The 23,725-nt window shown below is 62.1% G+C and carries 18 protein-coding genes; 9 read left to right on the top strand and 9 right to left on the bottom strand.

Going from position 1 to position 23,725, the window contains the following annotated elements:
• Positions 1–111: 111 nt before the first annotated feature.
• Both M2397_RS00830 and M2397_RS00825 read right to left on the bottom strand, forming a co-directional pair.
• Positions 112–357 (bottom strand): hypothetical protein, encoded by a 246-nt coding sequence (locus M2397_RS00830; protein ID WP_131698462.1) that lies wholly within the window; start codon positions 355–357, stop codon positions 112–114.
• 134 nt (positions 358–491) lie between these two features.
• A complete protein-coding gene (locus M2397_RS00825) occupies positions 492–2,075 on the bottom strand; it encodes a peptide chain release factor 3 (protein WP_131698463.1) in 1,584 nt (527 codons plus the stop codon).
• A 331-nt stretch (positions 2,076–2,406) separates the two neighbouring features.
• On the opposite strand from M2397_RS00825, the gene M2397_RS00820 reads away from it, so the two are divergent.
• The 5 genes from M2397_RS00820 (at position 2,407) to M2397_RS00800 (ending at position 7,480) form a co-directional block, all read left to right on the top strand.
• Positions 2,407–3,123 carry an ABC transporter permease gene (locus M2397_RS00820; RefSeq protein ID WP_032886220.1) on the top strand — a complete coding sequence of 239 codons (717 nt, stop codon included), beginning with the start codon at positions 2,407–2,409 and terminating at the stop codon, positions 3,121–3,123.
• 20 nt (positions 3,124–3,143) lie between these two features.
• A complete protein-coding gene (locus M2397_RS00815; RefSeq protein ID WP_131698464.1) occupies positions 3,144–4,037 on the top strand; it encodes a glycine betaine ABC transporter substrate-binding protein in 894 nt (297 codons plus the stop codon).
• Between the two features lie 12 nt (positions 4,038–4,049).
• Positions 4,050–4,703, top strand: coding sequence for an ABC transporter permease (locus M2397_RS00810; protein WP_131698465.1), 654 nt, complete (start codon positions 4,050–4,052; stop codon positions 4,701–4,703).
• Entirely contained in the window at positions 4,700–5,857 is a 1,158-nt protein-coding gene (locus tag M2397_RS00805; protein WP_053131666.1) for a betaine/proline/choline family ABC transporter ATP-binding protein, read from the top strand. The genes M2397_RS00810 and M2397_RS00805 overlap by 4 nt, the downstream gene beginning before the upstream one ends.
• 459 nt (positions 5,858–6,316) lie before the next feature.
• Complete coding sequence (locus M2397_RS00800) at positions 6,317–7,480, top strand: type III PLP-dependent enzyme (protein ID WP_014716890.1); 1,164 nt, start codon at positions 6,317–6,319, stop codon at positions 7,478–7,480.
• A 49-nt stretch (positions 7,481–7,529) separates the two neighbouring features.
• On the opposite strand, the gene M2397_RS00795 is transcribed toward M2397_RS00800, so the two are convergent.
• Both M2397_RS00795 and M2397_RS00790 read right to left on the bottom strand, forming a co-directional pair.
• Positions 7,530–8,279 carry a tetratricopeptide repeat protein gene (locus M2397_RS00795; protein WP_131698466.1) on the bottom strand — a complete coding sequence of 250 codons (750 nt, stop codon included), beginning with the start codon at positions 8,277–8,279 and terminating at the stop codon, positions 7,530–7,532.
• Position 8,280: 1 nt separating this feature from the next.
• Positions 8,281–8,961: a Fe2+-dependent dioxygenase gene (locus M2397_RS00790; protein ID WP_259242144.1), complete on the bottom strand. Its 681-nt coding sequence runs from the start codon at positions 8,959–8,961 to the stop codon at positions 8,281–8,283.
• Positions 8,962–9,167: 206 nt separating this feature from the next.
• Here M2397_RS00790 and M2397_RS00785 point away from each other — a divergent pair, with 206 nt between their 5' ends.
• Together M2397_RS00785 and M2397_RS00780 are read left to right on the top strand one after the other, a co-directional pair.
• Complete coding sequence (locus M2397_RS00785; protein ID WP_259242143.1) at positions 9,168–11,471, top strand: TonB-dependent siderophore receptor; 2,304 nt, start codon at positions 9,168–9,170, stop codon at positions 11,469–11,471.
• Between the two features lie 132 nt (positions 11,472–11,603).
• A complete protein-coding gene (locus M2397_RS00780) occupies positions 11,604–14,129 on the top strand; it encodes a sulfite reductase flavoprotein subunit alpha (RefSeq protein ID WP_259242142.1) in 2,526 nt (841 codons plus the stop codon).
• Between the two features lie 56 nt (positions 14,130–14,185).
• Here the strand turns inward: M2397_RS00780 and M2397_RS00775 are convergent, their stop codons facing one another.
• Genes M2397_RS00775 through ptsP form a run of 4 tightly spaced genes read right to left on the bottom strand, consistent with a single transcriptional unit; the run spans position 14,186 to position 21,278 of the window.
• A complete protein-coding gene (locus tag M2397_RS00775) occupies positions 14,186–15,727 on the bottom strand; it encodes an alkaline phosphatase (protein ID WP_131698470.1) in 1,542 nt (513 codons plus the stop codon).
• Positions 15,728–15,771: 44 nt separating this feature from the next.
• Complete coding sequence (locus M2397_RS00770) at positions 15,772–17,487, bottom strand: PTS fructose-like transporter subunit IIB (RefSeq protein ID WP_131698471.1); 1,716 nt, start codon at positions 17,485–17,487, stop codon at positions 15,772–15,774.
• Between the two features lie 11 nt (positions 17,488–17,498).
• Positions 17,499–18,419, bottom strand: a complete 921-nt coding sequence (gene pfkB, locus M2397_RS00765) for a 1-phosphofructokinase (RefSeq protein WP_131698472.1) — start codon at positions 18,417–18,419, stop codon at positions 17,499–17,501.
• The gene (gene ptsP / locus M2397_RS00760; protein ID WP_259242141.1) at positions 18,420–21,278 is read right to left on the bottom strand and encodes a phosphoenolpyruvate--protein phosphotransferase; all 2,859 of its coding nucleotides are present in this window, start codon (positions 21,276–21,278) and stop codon (positions 18,420–18,422) included.
• Between the two features lie 294 nt (positions 21,279–21,572).
• On the opposite strand from ptsP, the gene cra reads away from it, so the two are divergent.
• Positions 21,573–22,568: a catabolite repressor/activator gene (gene cra, locus M2397_RS00755; protein ID WP_131698474.1), complete on the top strand. Its 996-nt coding sequence runs from the start codon at positions 21,573–21,575 to the stop codon at positions 22,566–22,568.
• 2 nt (positions 22,569–22,570) lie between these two features.
• The gene (locus tag M2397_RS00750) at positions 22,571–23,347 is read left to right on the top strand and encodes a TatD family hydrolase (protein WP_259242140.1); all 777 of its coding nucleotides are present in this window, start codon (positions 22,571–22,573) and stop codon (positions 23,345–23,347) included.
• Here M2397_RS00750 and M2397_RS00745 read toward each other — a convergent pair.
• Positions 23,294–23,725, bottom strand: coding sequence for a hypothetical protein (locus M2397_RS00745; protein WP_145335377.1), 432 nt, complete (start codon positions 23,723–23,725; stop codon positions 23,294–23,296). The two genes, M2397_RS00750 and M2397_RS00745, sit on opposite strands and share 54 nt — an antisense overlap.

The following is a 23,725-nucleotide window of genomic DNA, read 5'->3' as shown; positions in this document are numbered from 1 at the left end:
CCACGCGGAGCGTGGGAATGATCAATGTGTAAGCAGTGGATACAGCGTTCTACAGCCCTTCCCGTCAGGTTGCGCATCAGCCTGGCGGGAGGGGCTTTCTTTTGGATGCAATTAACTGTCGCCGTCGTCGTAGGTTTCGCTGTCTTCCCCTTCGTTGTAGGGGTTTTCTGCGTCCTCTTTTGGCGCGGGCTGGGCCTGGGGTTGCCAACTGCCGGAGTTGACCTCGTTCTGCTTTTTCTTGGTGACCGGACCGGTGTCTTTCCACTGCGGCGCTCCTGCGCCCGCCAGCGCCGGAAGCGTCGTCAGCCCCAGGACGGCCAGCAACACCAGGGGAATGGCGCGTTGAGCATTTCGCACGGTGGTCTCCTTTACAGTCGGTGGGTAAACGCTAGACCCGATGCCGGACTCTCGCCAATCCCATGCCTGGTGGAGACCAAAAATGTGGGAGGGGGCTTGCCCCCTCCCACATTTTGTTTTGCGGCGCTCGGACCTTAGTGGTGCTCGCGGGTCGCGCGGAATTTCACATCCGGCCAGCGCTCTTCCATCAACGCCAGGTTCACCCGGGTCGGGGCCAGGTAGGTCAGATGACCACCGCCATCGACCGCGAGGTTTTCCACGGCCTTGTTGGAGAACTCTTCCAGCTTCTTCTTATCGGCGCATTCGATCCAGCGCGCGGAGTACACGGTGATCGGCTCGTAGGAGCACTCGACCTTGTATTCCTCTTTCAAGCGACTGGCGACCACATCGAACTGCAGCACGCCGACGGCGCCGAGGATGATGTCGTTGCTGCGCTCGGGGAAGAACACCTGGGTCGCGCCCTCCTCTGCCAGTTGCTGCAGGCCTTGGCGCAGTTGCTTGGATTTGAGCGGGTCACGCAGGCGCACGCGGCGGAACAGTTCCGGAGCGAAGTGCGGGATACCGGTGAAGCCCAGCGCTTCGCCTTCGGTGAAGGTGTCGCCGATCTGGATGGTGCCGTGGTTGTGCAGGCCGATGATGTCGCCGGCGTAGGCCTCTTCGAGCTGTTCACGCTCGGAGGAGAAGAACGTCAGGGCGTCGCCGATGCGCACGTCCTTGCCGGTGCGCACGTGGCGCATCTTCATGCCTTTTTCGTATTTGCCCGAGCAGATGCGCATGAAGGCAATACGGTCGCGGTGCTTGGGGTCCATGTTCGCCTGGATCTTGAACACGAAGCCGGTGAATTTCTCTTCCACCGGTTCCACGGTGCGCTCGTTGGCAACGCGGGCCAGAGGCTTCGGCGCCCAGTTCACGACGGCGTCGAGCACGTGGTCGACGCCGAAGTTGCCCAGGGCGGTCCCGAAGAACACCGGGGTCAGTTGGCCGTCGAGGAATTCCTGCTGGTTGAACTCATGGCAGGCGCCCTGCACCAGTTCCAACTGGTCGACAAAGCGGTCGTACTCGTCACCCAGGTGGGCGCGGGCTTCGTCGGAGTCGAGCTTCTCGATGATTTTCACATCGGTGCGTTCGTGACCGTGGCCGGCGGTGTAGACAATGATGTAGTCGTCGGCCAGGTGGTACACACCCTTGAAGTCGCGGTAGCAACCGATCGGCCAGGTGATCGGCGCGGCCTTGATCTTCAGGACGGCTTCGATTTCATCCAACAATTCGATCGGGTCGCGGATGTCGCGGTCGAGTTTGTTGATGAAGCTGACAATGGGCGTGTCACGCAGGCGGCAAACGTCCATCAGCGCGATGGTACGTGGCTCGACGCCCTTACCGCCGTCGAGGACCATCAGTGCCGAGTCCACCGCAGTCAGGGTGCGGTAGGTGTCTTCGGAGAAGTCTTCGTGGCCCGGGGTGTCGAGCAGGTTGACCATGTGGTCGCGATACGGGAACTGCATGACCGACGTGGTAATGGAAATACCCCGTTGTTTTTCCATTTCCATCCAGTCGGAGGTGGCATGGCGGTCGGATTTGCGCGATTTCACCGTGCCGGCCACTGCGATCGCCTTGCCCATCAGCAGGAGCTTCTCGGTGATGGTGGTTTTACCGGCATCGGGGTGGGAAATAATGGCGAAAGTGCGGCGTTTCGCGACTTCGGCGGCCTGGTGGGTCATGGGAAATCGCCTGGCAGGTGAGTCAAAAAAGGGCGGCGAGTATAGCGCAAACCGCGAGTGACGGACCACCGTTCACCCCTTTGGGGGTGGCTAAATACTGCCAACTGTGGAACCTTTTAAAAGGTAGAGACGTCCACTCCCCTGCTATCGCACTCGGAACAGGGGCTGAAAAATCAGCAAGTTAGCCTGACGAGGCTGCGCTTATGGCTCGATTTGATACCGCGTTGCCGGTATTGGCGAGCTGCTTTTCGCGAACTCATTCAGAGGCAGCCAGGAATGGCATTGCCGCTCGGAAATGTGTTCGCCGACAAAAGAAAAAAGGAGTCCGCCTGTGGCTATTCGCTATGGCAAAGGGCTGATAGGAGGAGTGGTTGTCGTCGCTCTCCTGGCCCTGCTGGTCCACTGGATCGGCATCAACACGATCGAACTGTACCGCGACGATTTGTTGTTTTACCTGCAAGCTCATTTGATCCTTGTTCTAGTCTCCATGCTGGCGGCCCTGATTGTGGGCATCCCCGCCGGTATCCTGCTCAGCCGACCGAACATGGTCGGGCGCGCAGAACGCTTCATGCAGATCTTCAACATCGGCAACACCGTCCCCCCTCTGGCCGTACTGGCCATCGCCCTCGGCGTCCTCGGCATCGGCAGCGGCCCGGCCATCTTCGCGCTGTTCCTCGCCTCCCTGTTGCCCATCGTGCGCAACACCTACGAAGGCCTCAAAAACGTTCAGGGCTCGCTGAAAGAAGCCGCCACCGGCATCGGCATGACCCCGCGCCAGGTGCTGTTTCGTGTCGAACTGCCGAATGCCGTGCCGATCATCATCGGTGGCGTTCGCGTGGCACTGGCGATCAACGTCGGTACCGCACCGCTGGCGTTCCTGATTGGTGCCAACAGCCTGGGCAGCCTGATTTTCCCCGGCATCGCCCTGAACAATCAGCCGCAACTGCTGCTTGGTGCCGCATGCACCGCACTGCTGGCATTGCTGCTCGACGGTCTGGTGACCATGGCCAGCCGCCTCTGGCTGGAACGCGGGTTGCGTCCGTCTTAAGGCTTGGCAAAGGAAATCACATGAAAAGACTGACCTTGATATTGAGCTGCGTCCTGCTGTTTGCAGGTTTTGCGCAAGCGGCTGAAAAACCGGTAATTCGCATCGGCGCACGGGTGTTCACCGAACAGACCCTGCTGGCCGAAATCACCTCCCAGTACCTGCGCACCAAGGGCTACGACGCCCGCGTGACCGGCGGCCTGGGCAGCAACCTGGCGCGCAGTGCCCAGGAAAGCGGGCAACTGGACCTGATCTGGGAATACACCGGCGTGTCGCTGGTGGCCTACAACCATGTGGACGAGAAGCTCGACAGCGAACAGTCCTACGCCCGGGTCAAAGAACTCGACGCGAAAAAAGGCCTGGCCTGGCTGTCGCCGTCGAAATTCAGCAACACCTACGCCCTGGCATTGCCGGAAAACGTGGCCAAGGAATTCCCGCAGATCAACACCATCAGCGACCTGACCCAAGCCCTTGCCGAGAAAACCAAAGGCACGCGCCTGGTGGCCCTGGACACCGAGTTCGCCAACCGTTCCGACGGCATGGGCGGCATGGTCAAGCTGTACGACATGAACCTGACGCGTAAAAACACCCGGCAGATGGACGCCGGCCTGGTCTACACCGCGTTGCGTAACGGCCAGGTGTTTGCCGGTCTGGTCTACACCACCGACGGTCGCCTGAACGCGTTCAAGTTGAAGCTGCTGGAAGACGACAAGCACTACTTCCCGGACTACACCGCCGCCCCGGTGATTCGCCAGCAATACCTCGACCAGCACCCTCAACTGGCCGCCGAGCTCAAGCCATTGGCCGAACTGTTCAACGACGCAACCATGCGCGAGTTGAATGCACGGGTCGACGTCGAGCATGAAAGCCCATCCGCTGTTGCCGCCGATTTCCTGCGCCAACATCCGATCAACTAAGAAGGAGAAGACATGGAATTCCTGAACGCCTTTTCCCATCTTGATTGGGCCCAGGTCCTGCACCTGACCTGGCAGCACATCACCCTGGTCGGTATCGCGGTGATCCTCGCGATTGTCGTCGGCGTGCCCCTCGGCGTGCTGATGACCCGCTTCCCAACCCTCGCCGCCCCCCTGCAAGCCAGCGCCACGGTGCTGCTGACCGTACCGTCCATCGCGCTGTTCGGCCTGCTGCTGCCGTTCTACTCCAAGTTTGGCCAGGGCCTGGGGCCGATGCCGGCGATCACCGCCGTGTTCCTCTACTCCCTGCTGCCGATCATGCGTAACACCTACCTGGCCCTCACCGGCGTTGAACCGGGCATTCGCGAGGCCGCCAAAGGCATCGGCATGACCTTCGGCCAGCGCCTGCGCATGGTTGAGCTGCCCATCGCCGTGCCGGTGATCCTCGCCGGTGTGCGTACCGCCGTGGTGATGAACATTGGCGTCATGACCATCGCCGCCACCATCGGCGCCGGTGGCCTGGGTGTACTTATTCTGGCTTCCATCAGCCGCAGCGACATGTCGATGCTGATCGTTGGCGCCGTGCTGGTCAGTCTCCTGGCCATCTTCGCCGACCTGCTTCTGCAATGGCTGCAACGCTCGCTGACTCCAAAAGGACTGCTCAAATGATCGAACTTCAAAACCTGACCAAGACTTTTCAAAGCAACGGCAAGACTGTTTCGGCCGTGAACGACGTAAGCCTGACCGTCAACGAAGGCGAGATTTGCGTATTCCTCGGCCCTTCGGGCTGCGGCAAGAGCACCACGCTGAAAATGATCAACCGCCTGATCAAGCCGACCTCGGGCAAGATCCTGATCAACGGCGAAGACACCACCGACCTCGATGAAGTGACCCTGCGTCGCAACATCGGCTATGTGATCCAGCAGATCGGCCTGTTCCCGAACATGACCATCGAGGAAAACATCGTGGTCGTGCCCAAGCTGCTGGGTTGGGACAAGCAGAAATGCCACGACCGCGCCCGCGAGTTGATGAGCATGATCAAGCTGGAACCCAAGCAGTACCTGCATCGCTACCCGCGTGAACTGTCGGGCGGCCAGCAACAGCGCATCGGCGTGATTCGCGCACTGGCGGCCGATGCCCCGTTGCTGCTGATGGATGAGCCGTTCGGCGCGGTCGACCCGATCAACCGCGAAATGATCCAGAACGAGTTCTTCGAGATGCAACGCGCGCTGAACAAGACCGTGATCATGGTCAGCCACGACATCGACGAAGCCATCAAGCTGGGTGACAAGATCGCCATCTTCCGCGCCGGCAAGCTGCTGCAGATCGACCACCCGGATACGCTGCTGGCACATCCGGCCGATGAGTTCGTCAGCAACTTTGTGGGCCAGGACAGCACCCTCAAGCGCCTGCTGCTGGTGAAAGCTGAAGATGCGGCCGACAACGCCCCGTCGGTGAGCCCGGAAACCCCGGTGGCCGAGGCCCTGGAGCTGATGGACGAAACCGACCGCCGCTATGTGGTAGTCACGTGCGCCGAGAACAAGGCACTCGGCTATGTCCGCCGTCGCGACCTGCACCGTCAGACCGGCACCTGCGGCCAGTACCTGCGTGAGTTCAACGCCACGGCGGCGTACGACGAGCATTTGCGCATCCTGTTGTCGCGTATGTACGAGTTCAACCGCTCGTGGCTGCCGGTAATGGATGCGGAGCGGGTGTTCCTGGGTGAGGTGACCCAGGAATCGATCGCCGAGTACCTGAGCTCCGGTAAGTCCCGTGGGGGCAAGACCAGTATTGTCTCCCCTGCCGAGACCGCCCTGGCCTGATCTTATGTGGGAGGGGGCTTGCTCCCGATGGCGGCGTGTCAGTCACTTCATCTGTCACTGATCCACCGCTATCGGGAGCAAGCCCCTCCCACATTTGGTCCGCGATCTGTCAGGGAAATACCTTCAATTATCCCCATCCGGGGAACATCATTCCGTCACACGTGTCGGTTACATAAGTAGCTGCACGCGGTCCCGCGACGAACGCGTGCAAAAACGCGACATTTTTAGTTGATCTATGGCCCCTCACGTCCTAAAGTTCGCGCCGAACGTCCATGCTGGAAACGATCCATCCGGCTCAAGTACTGACGACGAGACAGCAAGGCCAAGGGAAGCGGTTGTTCCCATGGCCTTTTTGCTTTCGGCGACATGCCTTGGGAAGTAGGCGAACCAAAGTGGGGATACGGAGGACGTTCATTTGCACCCATTGATCAATTTAGTTTGCCCTTAGGAGTTCCCAGCATGTCGATCAACGTCGAAGATTATTTCGCGCGCGCCACTTTTGACAAAATGAAGGCGTTCGCCGACAAGCAAGAAACCCCGTTCGTGGTGATCGACACCGCGATGATCAGCCAGGCCTACGATGACCTGCGCGCCGGTTTCGAATTCGCCAAGGTGTATTACGCGGTCAAGGCCAACCCTGCCGTCGAGATCATCGACCTGTTGAAAGACAAGGGTTCGAGCTTCGACATCGCCTCGATCTACGAGCTGGACAAGGTCATGGACCGTGGCGTCAGCGCCGACCGTATCAGCTACGGCAACACCATCAAGAAATCCAAGGACATCCGCTACTTCTACGAGAAAGGCGTGCGCCTGTTCTCCACCGACTCCGAAGCCGACCTGCGCAACATCGCCAAGGCCGCACCGGGCTCGAAAGTGTATGTACGTATCCTCACCGAAGGCTCGACCACCGCTGACTGGCCTCTGTCGCGCAAGTTCGGCTGCCAGACCGACATGGCCATGGACCTGCTGATCCTCGCTCGCGACCTGGGCCTGGTGCCGTACGGCATTTCGTTCCACGTTGGCTCGCAGCAACGCGACATCAGCGTGTGGGACGCGGCAATCGCCAAGGTCAAAGTGATCTTCGAACGCCTGAAGGAAGAAGACGGCATCCACCTCAAGCTGATCAACATGGGCGGTGGCTTCCCGGCTAACTACATCACCCGCACCAACAGCCTGGAAACCTACGCCGAAGAGATCATCCGTTTCCTCAAGGAAGACTTCGGCGATGACCTGCCGGAAATCATCCTCGAGCCAGGCCGCTCCTTGATCGCCAACGCCGGTATCCTGGTCAGTGAAGTGGTATTGGTTGCACGTAAATCCCGTACTGCCGTCGAGCGTTGGGTGTACACGGATGTGGGCAAGTTCTCCGGCCTGATCGAAACCATGGACGAAGCCATCAAGTTCCCGATCTGGACCGAGAAGAAAGGCGAGATGGAAGAAGTGGTCATCGCCGGCCCGACCTGCGACAGCGCCGACATCATGTACGAAAACTACAAGTACGGCCTGCCGCTGAACCTGGCGATCGGTGATCGTTTGTACTGGCTCTCGACCGGTGCCTACACCACCAGCTACAGCGCGGTTGAGTTCAATGGCTTTCCGCCGCTGAAGTCGTTCTACGTGTAAGACGGCTGCGCACAAAAAACCCATGACATGTCATGGGTTTTTTTATGCCTCAGGAAAGGCTCACGGCCCGTTGGCGGTAGGCCTCCGCCAGCGCTCTAACCTGCGGATCACTCGCCGCAGCCAAGGCCTTGTGGGCTGTTCGCAGGAACTTGAGATTTCCGCCCGCCAGTGCCTTGCGCAACCACGCCAACGCCGCCTCGACCTGGCCCCTGTCGGCCAACACCGCCGCATAGCTGAACTGCCCGCGAAAATCCCCGGCCTCGGCTGAACGTCGATACCACTCGACAGCCGCCTCCAGGTCCCTCGGGCAAACCTGAGCGTCTTCCAGATAGCGCCCCAGCAGGTTCATCGACTTGGCATGGCCCTGTTCTGCGGCTTGCCGATACAGGGCCAGCGCTTGCTGTGGGTTCTCGGCAACACCCCGCCCAGTCGCCAGCAGATTGGCATAGTTGTACTGGCCCCAATCCAATCCCGCGTCTGCCGCCAACCGATATTCCCGTGCAGCCGCCGTTTCGTCGATGGCACACCCCCAGCCATGCTCCCGGCAACGCCCGGCCATATTGCGCGCCATTAAATGCCCACCCTGCGCCGCAATCTGGAACCAACGCAGCGCCAGCGCTTCATCGCGCGCTATACCGCGGCCTTCCAGCAGGATTTGCCCGAGCAAGGCCTGGGCATCCACCACGCCCTCCTTGGCCGCGATCAAAATCGCCTGGGCCGCGCGCACCGGCGAGTCGTCGAGCATGCCCTGCAATTGCTCAACGTTGAGCACTTCTTCGCGGCGCAATAAAAAGCCCATGTCAGACCTCGACCCAACGACGCAACAGGTTGTGATAGGTGCCGGTGAGTTGGATCAGGGCCGGGTGATCAGGTACATCGCGGGTCAGTTGCTGGATGGCGCCGTCCATCTCGAACAGCAGCGTACGCTGGCTGTCTTCACGCACCAGGCTTTGGGTCCAGAAAAACGAGGCATAGCGCGCACCACGGGTCACGGCGTTGACTTTGTGCAGGCTGGAGCCGGGGTATAGCACCATGTCGCCGGCCGGCAACTTCACGCGCTGCAGGCCGAAGGTGTCCTGGATCTCCAGTTCGCCGCCGTCGTAGTCGTCCGGGTCGCTGAAGAACAGCGTGGACGACAGGTCCGTACGCACCCGCTCATGGCTGCCCCTGGCCTGGCGCACGGCATTGTCGATATGGAAGTCGAAGCTGCCACCGGCCGTGTAGCAATTGAGCAGCGGCGGGAAGACCTTGTGCGGTAACGCTGCTGACATAAAGAGAGGGTTTTTCCACAACCTTTCGAGCATCGCCGCGCCGATTTCCTTGGCCAGTGGGTGGCCTTCGGGCAATTGCAGGTTGTGCTTGGCTTTGGTGGACTGGTGCCCGGCGGTGATTTTGCCATCGGCCCAATCGGCGGTTTCCAGGGCGTGGCGGATGCGCTGCACTTCCTCGCGAGAGAACAGGCCGGGAATGTGCAGCAACATGGGGCAATACCTGTAGGCAAAGAGGCGCTAATGGTATTGATTCTTATCCGCCCTGTAAAATGCCAAAGACGAACGAGATCGTAAAAACCGTAAGCCAAAAGTGTAAAGAATGTAAATTCAGCGCGAATAGTAATGTATCTCAATTGATAGAAAGTCTTGTTCACCCTATATTCCGCCGCCTCACATCCTTGGGGAAAGGACACGTCATGTCGCGCACCACCACAAAAACACCTGTTGCTTCACCCCGTATGCTAGCTTCGGCCATCGGCGTTGCGCTCAGCGCCAGCTCTGTCGCCCATCTGGCGCAGGCGGCCGAAGACACTGAACAAAAAGGCCAGCGCAACAGCATCTCCCTCGGCGCCACCAGCATCACCGGCGAAGAACAGGACAACACCGCTTACCAGGTCGAAAAAGCCTCGTCGCAAAAATACACCGCGCCGCTGGTGGATACGCCGCGCTCGGTGACCGTGGTGCCACAGCAAGTCCTCAAGGACACCGCCGCCACCTCGTTGCAGGATGCCCTGCGCACCGTACCGGGGATTACCTTCGGCGCCGGCGAAGGCGGCAACCCGCAGGGCGACCGTCCATTCATCCGTGGTTTCGACGCCCAGGGCGACACCTACCTGGACGGCGTGCGCGACACCGGCGGCCAGAGCCGTGAGATTTTCGACATCGAGTCCATCGAAGTCAGCAAAGGCCCGAACTCCTCCTTCGGCGGTCGTGGCTCGGCCGGTGGCAGCCTCAACCTGGTGAGCAAGACCCCGCAAGCCCGGGACTTCACCAACGGCGGCTTCACTTACGGCTCCGACCAGACCCGCCGTTATGTACTCGATGTGAACCGTCAATTCCTCGACGACAGCGCCGCGTTCCGCCTGAACCTGATGAGCCACGAGCAGAACGTGGCTGGCCGTGACGCTGTAAATTACGACCGCTGGGGCGTGGCCCCATCGCTGACCTTTGGGTTGGGCACCCCGACCCGCGTCAACCTCAGCTACTACCATATGGAAAGCAATGACCTGCCGGATTCGGGCATTCCGTATGGCTACAGCTCTGCGACCGCCACCACCCACGCGCACGACAAACCCACCGACGGCGGCGACAGCAATAACTTCTACGGTCTCAAGGACCGCGACTTCCGCAAGACCCGCGCGGACATCAGCACGTTCTCCATCGAGCACGACCTGAACGATGACATGACGCTGAAAAACACCCTGCGCCATGGCAGCACCGGCCAGGACTACGTACTTACCCAGCCGGACGATAGCCAACGCAACGTCAACCGTTTCGGCACGGTGTGGCGTCGCGCGAACACTCGCGTCTCCACCACCACGACCACCACCAACCAGACAGATCTGTTCGGCAACTTCCAGGCGCTTGGCTTCAAGCACAGCTACTCCACCGGCCTGGAGTTCACCGGCGAAGAAACCCGCGTCAGTGGTTACACCGTCACACCGAACACCAACCCGACGTGCACCGTGGCCGGCGGCGGCCGGGGTGGCCAATGCACCTCGCTGAGCAACCCGAATCCGGACGACGCCTGGACCGGCAGCATCGCGCGCAACTACAACGGCACCAACACCAAGGCCACCAGCCGTGCCGCCTATGTGTTCGACACCATTGAGCTGGACCCGAAATGGCTGCTGAACGTCGGCCTGCGCTACGACACCTTCGACACCGAAGCAAACATCAACGCAGTGCCCAGCGCGACCGTGAAGGCACGCAGCAAGGTCAAGGACGACAGCCAGTTCTTCAACTGGCAGGCCGGCCTGGTCTGGAAGCCTTTGGAGAACGGCAGCATCTACACCTCCTACGCGACCTCGGCCTCACCGGCAGGTGGACTGGTGGGCGAAGGGGTCGACAGCAATGCGATTCCTACCGGCATCAACACCAGCGACCTCAAGCCCGAAGAAACCGTCAACTACGAGCTGGGCACCAAGTGGGACCTGTTCCACAACCGCCTGTCCCTGTCTGCCGCAGTGTTCCGTACCGAGAAGAAAAACACCCGCATCCTGGTGGACTCCAACACCTACGAAACGGCGGGCGAATCGCGGGTCGATGGCCTGGAACTGTCCGCCAGCGGCAAGATCACAGAGCTTTGGCAAGTATTCGCCGGCTACAGCTACCTGAAAGCCGAACTGGTTGACCCAGGCAAAAACGGCAACCGCCAGGGCGTCGTCCAGGCAGGTTCCAACAAAGGCAACCAAATGCCCAACACGCCGGAGAACTCGTTCAGCCTGTGGACCACCTATAACGTGACCCCGAAGCTGACCATCGGCGGTGGCGCGTTCTACGTCGATCAGGTTTACGGCGATGCGGCCAACACCGTGTATGTGCCGTCCTACACACGCTACGACGCCATGGCCAGCTATAAGCTGACCAAGAACGTCGACCTGCAACTGAACGTGCAGAACCTGACAGACAAGACCTACTACGACAAGGCCTACGCCTCGCACTTCGCCAACCAGGCGGCGGGCCGCACGGCGCTGCTGTCCACAAGCTTCCACTTCTAAACGGTCAGCAGCCCACAAAGCCCCACGCATCGGATGCGTGGGGCTTTTGCGTGTCAAACAGAATGTTTCTCGACAACCCACGGCATAATGCGCGCCGTGCCCTACATATTCAGATAGACGAGGCGGTCCGACGTGTTGAAGAAAACCCTGTTCCAGTTGCACTGGTTCTTCGGCATCACTGCCGGGCTGGTGCTGGCCTTGATGGGGATCACCGGGGCTGCGGTCTCGTTTCAGGATGAGATTCTGCGCGCGCTCAACCCGAGCGTGTTGAGCGTGGAGAAGCGCGAAGCCGGCGTGCTGCCGCCCGCCGAGCTGGTGCGCAAGCTGGAAGCCACCGAAGGCAAGACCGTGTCCATGCTGTGGGTGGAAAGCGAAAGCGGCAACGCCGCCCGCGTGTTCTTCACCCCGCCGCCGGGCGAACGCCGTGGCCAGATGCGCTATTTCGACCCCTACACCGGCGACTACATGGGCGACGCGGTCGGCCAGGATGTGCTCGGCTTTATCCTGCAACTGCACCGCTTTTTGGCCATGGGCGAAACCGGCCGGCAGATCACCGGCGCCTGCACGCTGATCCTGGTGTTCTTCTGCCTGTCCGGCCTGTACCTGCGCTGGCCGCGCCAGGTCGCCAACTGGCGTGCCTGGCTGACGCTGGACTGGCGCAAAAAGGGCCGCAGCTTCAACTGGGATTTGCATTCGGTGTTCGGCACCTGGTGCCTGCTGGCCTACCTGCTGGCGGCACTGACCGGTCTGTCCTGGTCCTACGATTGGTACAGCCAGGGCCTGACCAAACTGCTGTCCGACGCGCCGCAAAATGAACGGATGCGCAAGCGCGGTCCGCCGCCCGAAAGCCCGTCCCCCGTAGCCAACTACGACACAATCTGGAGCAGCATCTACAGCACTGCCGGCCCAGGCTTGAGTACCTATAACATCCGCATGCCAGCCGTCGCCGGGCAACCCGCCATCGTCTATTACCTGCTCAAAGACTCACCCCACAACCGCGCACTGAACCAGATCAACCTGGACCCGGCTACCGGCGAGGTCAAATCCCATGACGCGTACGCCGACAAAACCTTTAAGTCGCAGTTACTGACCAGCCTCTACGCGCTGCACACCGGCAGTTATTTCGGCCTGGCGGGGCGCATTATCCTCACCGTCAGCTCGCTACTCATGCCGTTGTTCTTCATCACCGGCTGGCTGCTGTACCTGGACCGTCGGCGTAAAAAACGCCAGGTGCGCGACGCGCGCAAAGGCCTCAGTGCCAACCGCAGTGATGCCCCGGCCTGGCTGATCGGCTTTGCCAGCCAGAGCGGGTTTGCCGAGCAACTGGCCTGGCAGACCGCCGGACAATTGCAGGCGGCCGGCTTGCCGGTGAAGGTGCAGCCATTGGGCAGTGTCAGCCAGGACGACTTGCGTCAGTCGGAAAATGCGTTGTTCGTAGTCAGCACCTTCGGCGACGGCGAAGCCCCCGACAGCGCCCGCGGTTTCGAGCGCAGCGTGCTCGGCCAGGATCTGTCGCTCAAGGGCCTGAACTACTCGGTACTGGCCCTGGGTGATCGCCAATACGAACACTTCTGCGGCTTCGCCCGTCGCCTGCACTTCTGGCTGACCAACCAAGGCGGCAACCCGTTGTTCGCCCCAGTGGAAGTCGACAGCGGCGACACGGCCGCCCTGCTGCACTGGCAACAACAGCTTGGCCAACTGACCGGCCACGCACCGGCGGCGGCCTGGCCGACCGCCCAGTATGAAAACTGGACACTGAGCCAGCGCACCCTGCTGAACCCTGGGAGCGCCAGCTCGGGCGTCTACCTGCTGGGCCTCACATCGCCATCGAAACAAAACTGGCTGGCCGGCGACCTGGTGGAAATCCTGCCGCGCAATTGCCCGGGGGCCATCGAGCACTTCCTCCAAGGCCTGGGCCTGACCGGCGCCGACGGCGTGCTGGTCGACGGCCTCGCACACACCCTCAACCAAGCCCTGGCGACCCGCCAACTGCCGGACAACCGCGCACATCTGGTGGGCTTGCATGCCCAAGCGCTGGTGAATGCGCTCGCGCCCCTGGGCATGCGCGAATACTCCATCGCCTCGATTGCCAGCGACGGCGTGCTGGAATTGATCGTGCGTCAGGAACGCCACCCCGACGGCAGCCTGGGTGTGGGCTCCGGTTGGCTCACCGAACATGCCGCCATTGGCTCGACGATCAGCCTGCGCCTGCGCCGCAACAGTGGCTTCCACCTGCCGGACGCGCCCATACCGCTGATTCTGCTCGGCAACGGCACTGGCCTGGCCGGCCTGCGCAGCTTGCTCAAGGCACGCATTGCCGAAGGCCAGCAGCGCAACTGGCTGCTGTTCGGCGAACGCACCATCGCCCACGACTTCCTCTGCCAGGACGAGCTGCAAGGCTGGCTGGCCAGTGGTGATCTGGCGCTGCTGGACCTGGCATTTTCCCGGGATCAGGAGGAGAAAATCTACGTGCAGGATCGCCTGCGCGAATCCGCCGATGTCCTGCGGAAATGGCTCGCGGACGGCGCGGCGATTTATGTGTGCGGGAGCTTGCAGGGGATGGCGACGGGCGTGGACCAGGCGCTGGTCGACATACTGGGGAGTGAAGCGGTGGAGCGCTTGATCGAACAAGGTCGCTACCGCCGCGACGTCTATTGATGTGATCCAATGTGGGAGGGGGCAAGCCCCCTCCCACATTTGGATCGCATTTCAAGTCAGACCGGTTGCAGTTTTTGCTGGAATACCGAGACCCCATCCAGGTCGCGCAAAATCACGGTCAACTCCGCTGTCTGCCCATCAATCTGCACTTCGCCAAAAAACTGAAACCCGGCAAACGGCGAGGTGTTCTGCGCGGGCGGGGCCTTCTCGAACACCACCTCAGGGCCAAAGGTTTTATCCAGTGGATTGGGGCCGAAGCTGCCCGCATTCAGAGGCCCGGCGACAAACTCCCAGAACGGTTCGAAATCCTGGAACGCCGCACGATCCGGGTGGTAGTGATGGGCCGCGCAGTAATGCACATCGGCCGTCAGCCACACATGGTTGCGCACCTTCTGCGCGCGCAGAAAGCCCAGTAATTCGGCGATTTCCAGCTCGCGACCTTGCGCCGGGCCTGGGTCATTGTTGGCGATGGCTTCCCAGCGCGGCACGCCGGGGCTGACTTCGCCGTCGGGCACGCCGAGGCCGATGGGCATGTCGGCGGCGATCACCTTCCACTGCGCCTGGGACGCCTTGAGTTCGCGCTTGAGCCAGTCCAACTGCTCGCGGCCGAGGAAGGGTTTTTCGCCGCCCAGGTTGTCATCGTTGGGGCCGCGATAGCTGCGCATGTCGAGCACGAATACATCCAGCAGCGGGCCATAGCTGAGCTTGCGGTAAATCCGCCCGCCGCCGTCTGCGCTCTGCCGGCGCATGGGTGAATATTCCAGCCAGGCCTGGCGTGCACGGCCGACCAAGGCATGGATGTCCTTGGTCTGGTAGCGCTCATCGAGCTGCTTGCCAGGGGACCAGTTATTCACCACTTCGTGGTCGTCCCACTGCCAGATCTGCGGCACTTCGGCATTGAAGCGACGCACGTTTTCATCCAGCAGGTTGTAGCGGTAGTTGCCGCGATATTCGTCGAGGGTTTCGGCGACTTTGCTCTTGGCTTCGGTGGTGATATTGCGCCAGATACGCCCGCCCTCGGTGGGCAATTGCGCGGGTACCGGGCCGTCGGCGTAGATGGTGTCGCCGCTGTGGATAAAGAAGTCCGGCAGGCGCAGGCGCATGGCTTCGTAGATACGCATGCCGCCGATGTCTGGGTTGATGCCGAAGCCCTGGCCGACGGTGTCGCCACTCCACACAAACCGGATGTCGCGACGCTGTTGCGGCACGCTGCGCAGGTGGCCGAACCACGGCTCGCTGGCGACGCCAGTCTGGGCGTCTTCAAAATGCACGCGGTAGAAAATCGCCTGGTCGGCGGGCAGCCCGGTGAGTTCGACGCGAGCGGTAAAATCGGTGCGGCTGTCGGCCAGGGGCGAGACAAATTTGCGCGGGTTGCTGAACACGCTGCGGGTGTCCCACTCCACCACCATCTTCGCCGGGCGGTCGCTGCGGCTCCAGATCATCGCGCGGTCACCCAGCACATCGCCGGACTGCACACCGTCGGTGAGTTGCGGCCGGTCCTTGACCGACGCGATCACCGCCGGGGCCAGGCCCGGCAGCAACAGGCCGGCGCCGACGGCTTGCATCACACGGCGACGGCCGAGATCGAAGTGGCTCATGCAGGTGCCCTCTTGAGTATCAAAAGGGCCACTAAAGCATGCGGTTATGACACCGGTGCGACAGCCAGCTCGGCCGCTTCCGGACGCTTGATCAGCGCATACACCAGGCCGGTCAGCAGGCTACCGGCGACAATCGCCAGCAAGTACAGCAGCGCATGGTTCATCGCATTCGGAATGATCAACACAAACAGGCCGCCATGGGGGGCGGCCAGTTTGCAGCCGAAGTACATCGACAGAGCACCGGTCAACGCGCCACCGGCGATGCTGGCCGGGATCACGCGCAACGGGTCCTTGGCGGCAAACGGGATCGCGCCTTCGGAGATAAAGCACATGCCCAGAATCATCGCGGCCTTGCCGGCCTCGCGTTCAGTCTGGGCAAACTTGCGTCGCGCCAGGAACGTGGCGATGCCCATGCCGATTGGCGGCACCATGCCGGCCGCCATGGTCGCGGCCATCGGTGCGCCGCTCTGTGCCGCCAGCAGGCCGACGGAAAACGCATACGCCGCCTTGTTGATCGGCCCGCCCAGATCGACACACATCATGCCGCCCAACAAGATGCCCAGCAGCACCGCATTGGTGGTGCCCATGGTCGCGAGAAAATCGGTCAGGCCTGTGAGCATGCGCGCCACCGGCGGCCCCACCAGGTAGATCATTGCCAAGCCCGTAAACAGGCTCGCCAGCAACGGGATGATCAGGATCGGCTTGAGTGCTTCCAGGCTCTGCGGCAACTTCACCGCACGGGTGATCAGCTTGACGCAATAACCGGCGAGAAAACCGGCGAAGATCCCGCCGATAAAACCGGCCCCCAACGTACCCGCCAACAGGCCACCGATCATGCCGGGGGCAATGCCCGGGCGGTCGGCAATCGAGTAAGCGATATAACCCGCCAGCAACGGCACCATCAGCATAAAGGCACGGTCGCCGACGGTTTTCAGCGCAGCCGCGAGGGTGCCTTCCTGTTCAAACGCATGAATGCCGAACACGAACGACAAGGCGATCAGCAAACCGCCCGCCACCACCATCGGCAACATGAACGACACACCGGTCAGCAGGTGTTTGTAGACGCCGGTTTTTTCTTGCTTGGCCACGGTACCGCTGGCGGCACTTTCCACCGCGCCTTCGGCCAGGGCCTTGTTGAGGGTCGCCTCGGATTGCTTGAGCGCAATACCGGTGCCGCAACGGTAGATCTTCTTGCCGGCGAAACGCTCGGTGGCGACTTCGATGTCGGCCGCCAGCAGTACCACATCGGCATTGGCGATGGCCTCGGGGCTCAACGGCGTACGCGCACCGACCGAGCCTTGGGTCTCGACCTGCAAGTCATAGCCGAGGCGCTTGGCCGTCTGCTGCAAGGCTTCGGCGGCCATGAAGGTATGGGCCACGCCGGTCGGGCAGGCGGTAATCGCGACGATACGCGGGGCATGCTTCGACGCAGCCGCTGCTTGGCTGACGACATACTCCTGGGCTTCTTCAGCGCCTCGGCGCAACACCGCTTCGACATCCGCCAGCGCCTGGGCCGGTGTGCTCTGGAACACACGCTTGCCGACAAACCGCTGCATATCCACCGCGGTGCTGCTGACCAGCAACACCCATTCGGCGTCGTCGATCGTGGCCTGGGACAACTGGCGCTCCGGGCGCTGCACATCCACCACCTCGACGCTGGTGCTCCAGCCCTGGCGTTGCGCGGCGGCGTCCAGCAAGCGGGCGCACAGCACACTGGTGACCATGCCGTTCGGGCAGGCAGTAACAATGGCTAACTTCATGACAAACCCTCTTATTGTTCTGTCAGCGGGCGTACAGCGACGCCGCTTTCAAGACGCGCCAACTGCTCGGCGTCGCTGATGCCAAAACCGATCTGACTCACCGCCATGGCGGCAATTGCCGTGGCGCGGCGCAGGGTTCGTTCGGGCGCTTCAGATTCAAGCAAACCATGGAGCATCCCGGCCAGCAGCGAGTCGCCGGCGCCTACAGTACTGGCCACCGTGACCTTGGGCGGCGTGGCATGCAGGGTGGGAGCCCGGCTGTACCAGCTCACGCCCGCGGCACCGTCGGAGACGACCACATGTTCAACACCCTGCTGATGCAGTTGGCTGATCACCTCAGTGGAATTGCCCAGGGCATCGGCCAACTCTTCGGTATTGGGTTTGATCAACCACGGGGCCGCCTTAAGACCGGCACGCAGCGCCTCGCCGCTGGTGTCCAGGGCGACTTTCAAGCCGAGACGCTTCAAGTGTTCCAACAGCCCCTGCAACCACTGCGGGCTGACGCCACACGGCAAGCTGCCGGCGACGACCACCGCATCATGGCCCGGCGCAATGCGCGTCAATTGGTCGAGCAACGCTTGCTGCGCCTGCTCACTGACCAACGGCCCCGGCGCATTGATGTCGGTGACCCGGCCGTCCTGCTCGGCAATCTTGATATTGCTGCGGGTTTCGCCGGGCACGCGGATAAACGCGTCGGCAAAACCACGCTGTGCAATCAGCGCCTCGAAGGCGTGGGGATTGTCCTCACCGAGAAAACCGCCCACGGTCACTTGATGGCCCAGGTCGGCCAAGACTTGCGCCACATTCACGCCTTTGCCGGCGGCATGGCTGAGCAGGGTTTCGCTGCGGTTGACTTCACCCGGTTCCAGGTGCGCCAGGCGTACCGTCAGGTCCAACGCCGGGTTCAGCGTCAGGGTCAGAATCCTTGCCATCTACACGGCCTCCACAAGGGCACGCACTTCGGCGGGCGTGCCCACCACCAGTGCTTTTTGCGCCAGGCCCTGGGCCTCGCTCAGACTGAATTCACGCACCCGCGCCTTCACTTCGGGAATGCTGCGGGCCGACACGCTCAACTCATCCACACCCAGGCCGATCAGCACCGGCACCGCCAGCGGGTCCGCCGCCAGTTCGCCACACACACCGACCCATTTGCCATGGGCATGGGCCGCGCGCACGGTGATGTCGATCAGTTGCAGTACCGCCGGGTGCAGGCCGTCGGCCTGGGCCGACAAGGTCGGGTGGCCACGGTCGATAGCCAGGGTGTACTGGGTCAGGTCGTTGGTGCCGACACTGAAGAAGTCCACTTCCTTGGCCAGCACCGGCGCGAGCAAGGCTGCCGACGGGATTTCGATCATGATGCCCAGTTGCAGGTCGGCCACCGGAATTTCCAGGCGCAGGCGCTCGGTCATATCCCGTGCCGCACGCCACTCATCCACGCTGCCGACCATCGGGAACATGATGCGCAACGGGCGGTTATCCGCCGAGCGCAGCAGCGCGCGTAATTGCGCCTCCATGATCTGCGGGCGTTGCAGGGTCAGGCGAATACCGCGTACGCCGAGGAAGGGGTTTTCTTCCTCGGCAATCGGCCAATAAGGCAGCGGTTTGTCGCCGCCCACATCGAGAGTGCGCACCACCAGCGGGCGGCCCCCGAGGCCGTCGAGCACACGGCGGTACTCGGCTTCCTGGGTGGCTTCGTCCGGGGCTTGCGGGTGGGCCATGAAAATCAGTTCGGTGCGCAGCAAACCAATGCCTTCGGCGCCCTGCTCCACGGCGCTGGCCACACCGGCGTTTTCGCCGATATTGGCGAACACTTCCACGGCGTGACCATCACGGGTCAGCGCCGGTTCGTGGCGCTGGGCCGAGGCGGCCTGCAAGCGTTGCTCACGGGTATCGCGCTCGACGGTGGCGCGTTGCAGGGTGGCCGCGTCAGGATCTACATGCAGGCGGCCACGTTGGCCATCCAGCAACAACGGCGTGCCGGCGGCCAGCAGCAGCACCGCCGGGCCTGCGCCGACCAACGCCGGAATACCGAGGGCACGCGCGACAATGGCGCTGTGGGCTGTTGCGCCGCCACGGGCGGTGAGGATGCCGGCGACGCGGGCCGGGTCCAGGCGCGCGACGTCGGAAGGGCCGACTTCGTCCATTACCAGGATGTAGGGTTCGCTCGGCTCCTGGGCGGTTTCGACGCCGCACAGTTGCGCCAGCACCCGGCGACCGATGTCACGCAGGTCGGCAGCGCGCTCGGCGAGCAAGGCATCCTGCAACGATTCCTGCTGTTTGGCGGCGGCTTCGATCACGCTCATCCACGCCGCTTGTGCGCTTTCACCTTGCTTGAGACGGGTGTCGACTTCGTCGGTGAGTTCCGGATCGTCGAGCATTTCCTGGTGGGTGATGAAAATCTCGCGGATGGCTTTGGCTTGGCTGCGTTCGATCAGGCCCTGGATATCCCGGCGCACATCGCCCAGGGCGTCTTGCAGGCGCTGGCGCTCAATGGCCGAGGACTCGCCGCGCAAGGGGTAATCGAACACCTGTTGAATCTGGATATGTGCAGGGCCAATGGCGATGCCCGGCGCTGCGGCGATGGCCTGGAGCTGGCTGCCAGCCTGTGGCGCGCTGATCACTGGCGCGATATCAAGGGCTTCGGGCTGTGCGCTCACGGTCGGCAGTGGCTCGACCTCTTCGCCCAGGCCCTCTTCGACGGCGGCCAGCAGCGCGGGCAATGCATCGCCGGCAATCGTGGGTTCAGCAACAAACTCCAGCACCTGGCCACGCCGGGCGCCAAGGCTCAGCAGCTTGCTCAGGCTCTTCACCGACACGGCGCCCACCGGGCCATCGACGATGCGCACACGGATGTCGCCTTCAAAACTTTTCGCCAACTGCGCGAGGATCTTTGCCGGCCGGGCATGCAGGCCGTGGGCGTTGGCCAGGGTGATGCGGGCGCTCGGCCAGTCAGGCGGCAGTTCACCGCCGAGCACTTCGAGCACCGCGCGACTGCTGGTGGCGCTGCCCAATTCCTGGCCGCGACCTTCGATCAGCAAGGCGCACAGGCGCTCAAGCAGGGCCTGGTGCGCCTCACCCAGGCTGGCCAGGCAGAACAGCCCATTGAGCGGCTGGCCCAGGTAGCGCATGGGTTTATCCGGGGTGACAAACGCCAGGCCCGGGCGCTTGACCGTCTGCTCGCTGTGCAGCCACCACAAGCCATCACCCAGGGGCAGCGCGTCGACCTGCTGCAACACGGCGGCAAACCCATTGCTGACGCAATCGGCCTGGCGCAGCAAGCGTGCGCCTCTCCAGACAAGTTCTTCGAAGTCATCGGCCGACACGCCCAGGCTGATCATCTGCGCGTCCAGCGCCAGCTCCTGCGGTGCGCCTTGCAGCAGTTTCAGCAAGGCTTCAGCCGTGCCGGCGCGGCGCAGCGCCTGGCCCAGGTCGGTTTCACCGAGGGCGCGGGTGAGCAGTTGCAGCAGGCGCAGGTGTTCGTCGGATTTGGCGGCAATACCAATGGCCAGGTACACAATCTGCCCATCGCCCCAGTCCACCCCTTCGGGGAACTGCAACAGGCGCACGCCGGTGGAAAACACCTGATCGCGGGTTTCGGGGGTGCCATGGGGGATGGCAATACCTTGGCCAAGAAAGGTCGAGCCTTGGGCTTCACGGGCTTGCAAGCCGCTGAGATAACCCTCGGCAACCAGGCCATCAGCCACCAGTTTGTCTGCGAGCAGGTGCAAGGCAGCAGATTTATCCACAGCCACCTGGCCCATGGAAATCTGCTCTACAGTGAGCTCAAGCATGCCGTTCTCCTAGTTAGTGCGATGGACGCACTAGGTATTGTTTTGAATAAAACAGTGTAATGGTGTTCCGGGATAACTGACTGAGCAGTCAATTGGCAGTAGGCACTCAGTGGCTAACGTCGTAAAAATACGCTGGCTGAAACGTTTAATCTAGAATTTATGGCAGGTTACGCGTTAATTGCGCATCCTTGAAGAACCACTCGGCACTTGAGCTGAGACATTGGTCGTGTGCAGGAATCGGTTACGATTGGACAAAATGTCGGGGCGAGCTCCAAAAAACAAGGAAATCCCGGTTTGAAACTCAGTGATATCGCACGTCTGGCCGGTGTGTCCGTGACCACCGCCAGCTATGTCATCAATGGCAAAGCCGCACAGCAACGCATCAGCAGCGCGACCGTCGACCGGGTGCGTGCGGTGGTCGAAGCCCATGGCTTTACGCCCAACCCCCAGGCCGCCGGGCTGCGCAGTCGGCATACCCGTACCCTGGGATTCATCCTCCCGGATCTGGAAAACCCCAGTTACGCACGCATCGCCAAACTGCTGGAGCAAGGTGCGCGGGCACGCGGCTATCAGTTGCTGATCGCCAGCTCAGACGATGAAGCCGACAGCGAGCGCCAACTGCTGCAACTGTTCCGCGCCCGCCGTTGCGACGCGCTGTTCGTCGCCAGTTGCCTGCCGGCCAGCGATGACAGTTACCGCGAGCTGCAAGCCAAGGGTCTGCCGGTGATTGCCATCGACCGAGTGATGGGGGCGGACCAGTTCTGCTCGGTGGTCAGCGACGACCGCCAGGCCTGCCAGCAACTGACCAGCAGCTTGCTGCAACCGTTGCCCAAGCAGATCGTGCTGATTGGCGCGCGGCCCGAGCTGAGCATCAGCCAGGAGCGTGCGGCTGGCTTCCGTGAAGCGCTTGACGGTTTCACCGGCGAGGTCATCGTCGAACACGGCGAAGCCTTCAGCCGCGACTGTGGCCGACAGCTGATGGAGCAACTTCTGCATCAACTGGGGCACTTGCCTGACGCCTTGGTGACCACGTCCTACGTGCTGTTGCAAGGCGTGTTCGACGCACTGCATGACTTCCCGCTCAAGTCGCGCCCGCTGCGCCTGGGCACGTTTGGTGACACCCAGTTGCTGGACTTCCTGCCGCTGCCGGTCAACGCCATGGCCCAGCAACATCAGCTGATTGCCGACACCGCCCTGCGCCTGGCCCTGGCCGCCATTGAAGAAGAACAGTACCAACCGGGCGTGCACGCCATCGGCCGGACCTTCAAGCAGCGTATCCACGAGGCCTGAGCGTGGAGCTGATCGACACCCACACCCACCTGGATTTCCCGGACTTCGACAGTGATCGCCGGGAAGTCCTCGCCCACAGCCGCACATTGGGCGTACAGCGCATGGTGGTGTTGGGGGTGTATCAGCAGAACTGGCAGCGGCTGTGGGATCTGGTGCAGGCGGATGCAGGTTTGTTCGCGGCCTTTGGCCTGCATCCGGTGTACCTCGATGAGCACAAGCCCGCCGACCTGACGGAGTTGGGTGACTGGTTGACCCGCCTCCACGGCCATCGACAGCTCTGCGCGGTAGGTGAGATCGGCCTGGATTACTTCCTTGAACAGCTGGATCGCGAAGGCCAGCAAGGCCTGTTCGAAGCCCAACTCAAACTGGCGGTGGACTTCCAACTGCCGGCGCTGCTCCACGTACGCCGCAGCCACGCGGCCGTGATTGCCACACTCAAGCGCATCCGCCTGCCACGGGGCGGCATCATCCACGCGTTTGCCGGCAGCCGGGAAGAAGCCCACGAATACATCAAGCTGGGGTTCAAGCTCGGCCTGGGCGGCGCAGCCACATGGCCCCAGGCCCTGCGCATGCACAAGGTGCTGGCACACCTGCCGCTGAACGCGGTCGTACTGGAAACCGACGCCCCCGACATGGCGCCGGCCATGTACCCGGGCCAGCGCAACAGCCCGGAGCACCTGCCGGCGATCTGCACCGCCCTGGCCGAGCGCATGGGCACCAGCCCCCTAGCGCTGGCCGAGGCGAGCACACGCAATGCGTGCGAGCTGTTCAATTGGTAGTACCGGGGTCACCGCTTGCAGGTTCAAGGTCATGCGCTGCCGATGACGGGCATATCGCAACACCAGGAAATGCACCAGCAGCACCACTAACGACACATTGAGTTGCCCGATCAGGCTGATCAGCCCCACCCACTCCATCACCAGCGCCACGATCAGCACCACGCAGGTCAGCACGGCCATGCTCGGGCGTACCAGCGCCCAGTGGTCCAGCGCCTTGAAATGGCGCAACTGCCGGGGGCAGTTCAACGCCAGGATGCGCTGGCAATACGGGCAATCAAAGGGCTCTTCAATGGCGATGGCATTCAACTGCCAAGGCTTGAGTTCAAACGTGATGTCGCAATGGGCGCAGTGCCCCTTGATGCCGATTGCAGGGGTCAT

The organism is Pseudomonas sp. BIGb0381 (genome assembly GCF_024809815.1).
Taxonomy (GTDB): domain Bacteria; phylum Pseudomonadota; class Gammaproteobacteria; order Pseudomonadales; family Pseudomonadaceae; genus Aquipseudomonas.
This window is presented reverse-complemented; position numbering and strand designations above follow the sequence as displayed.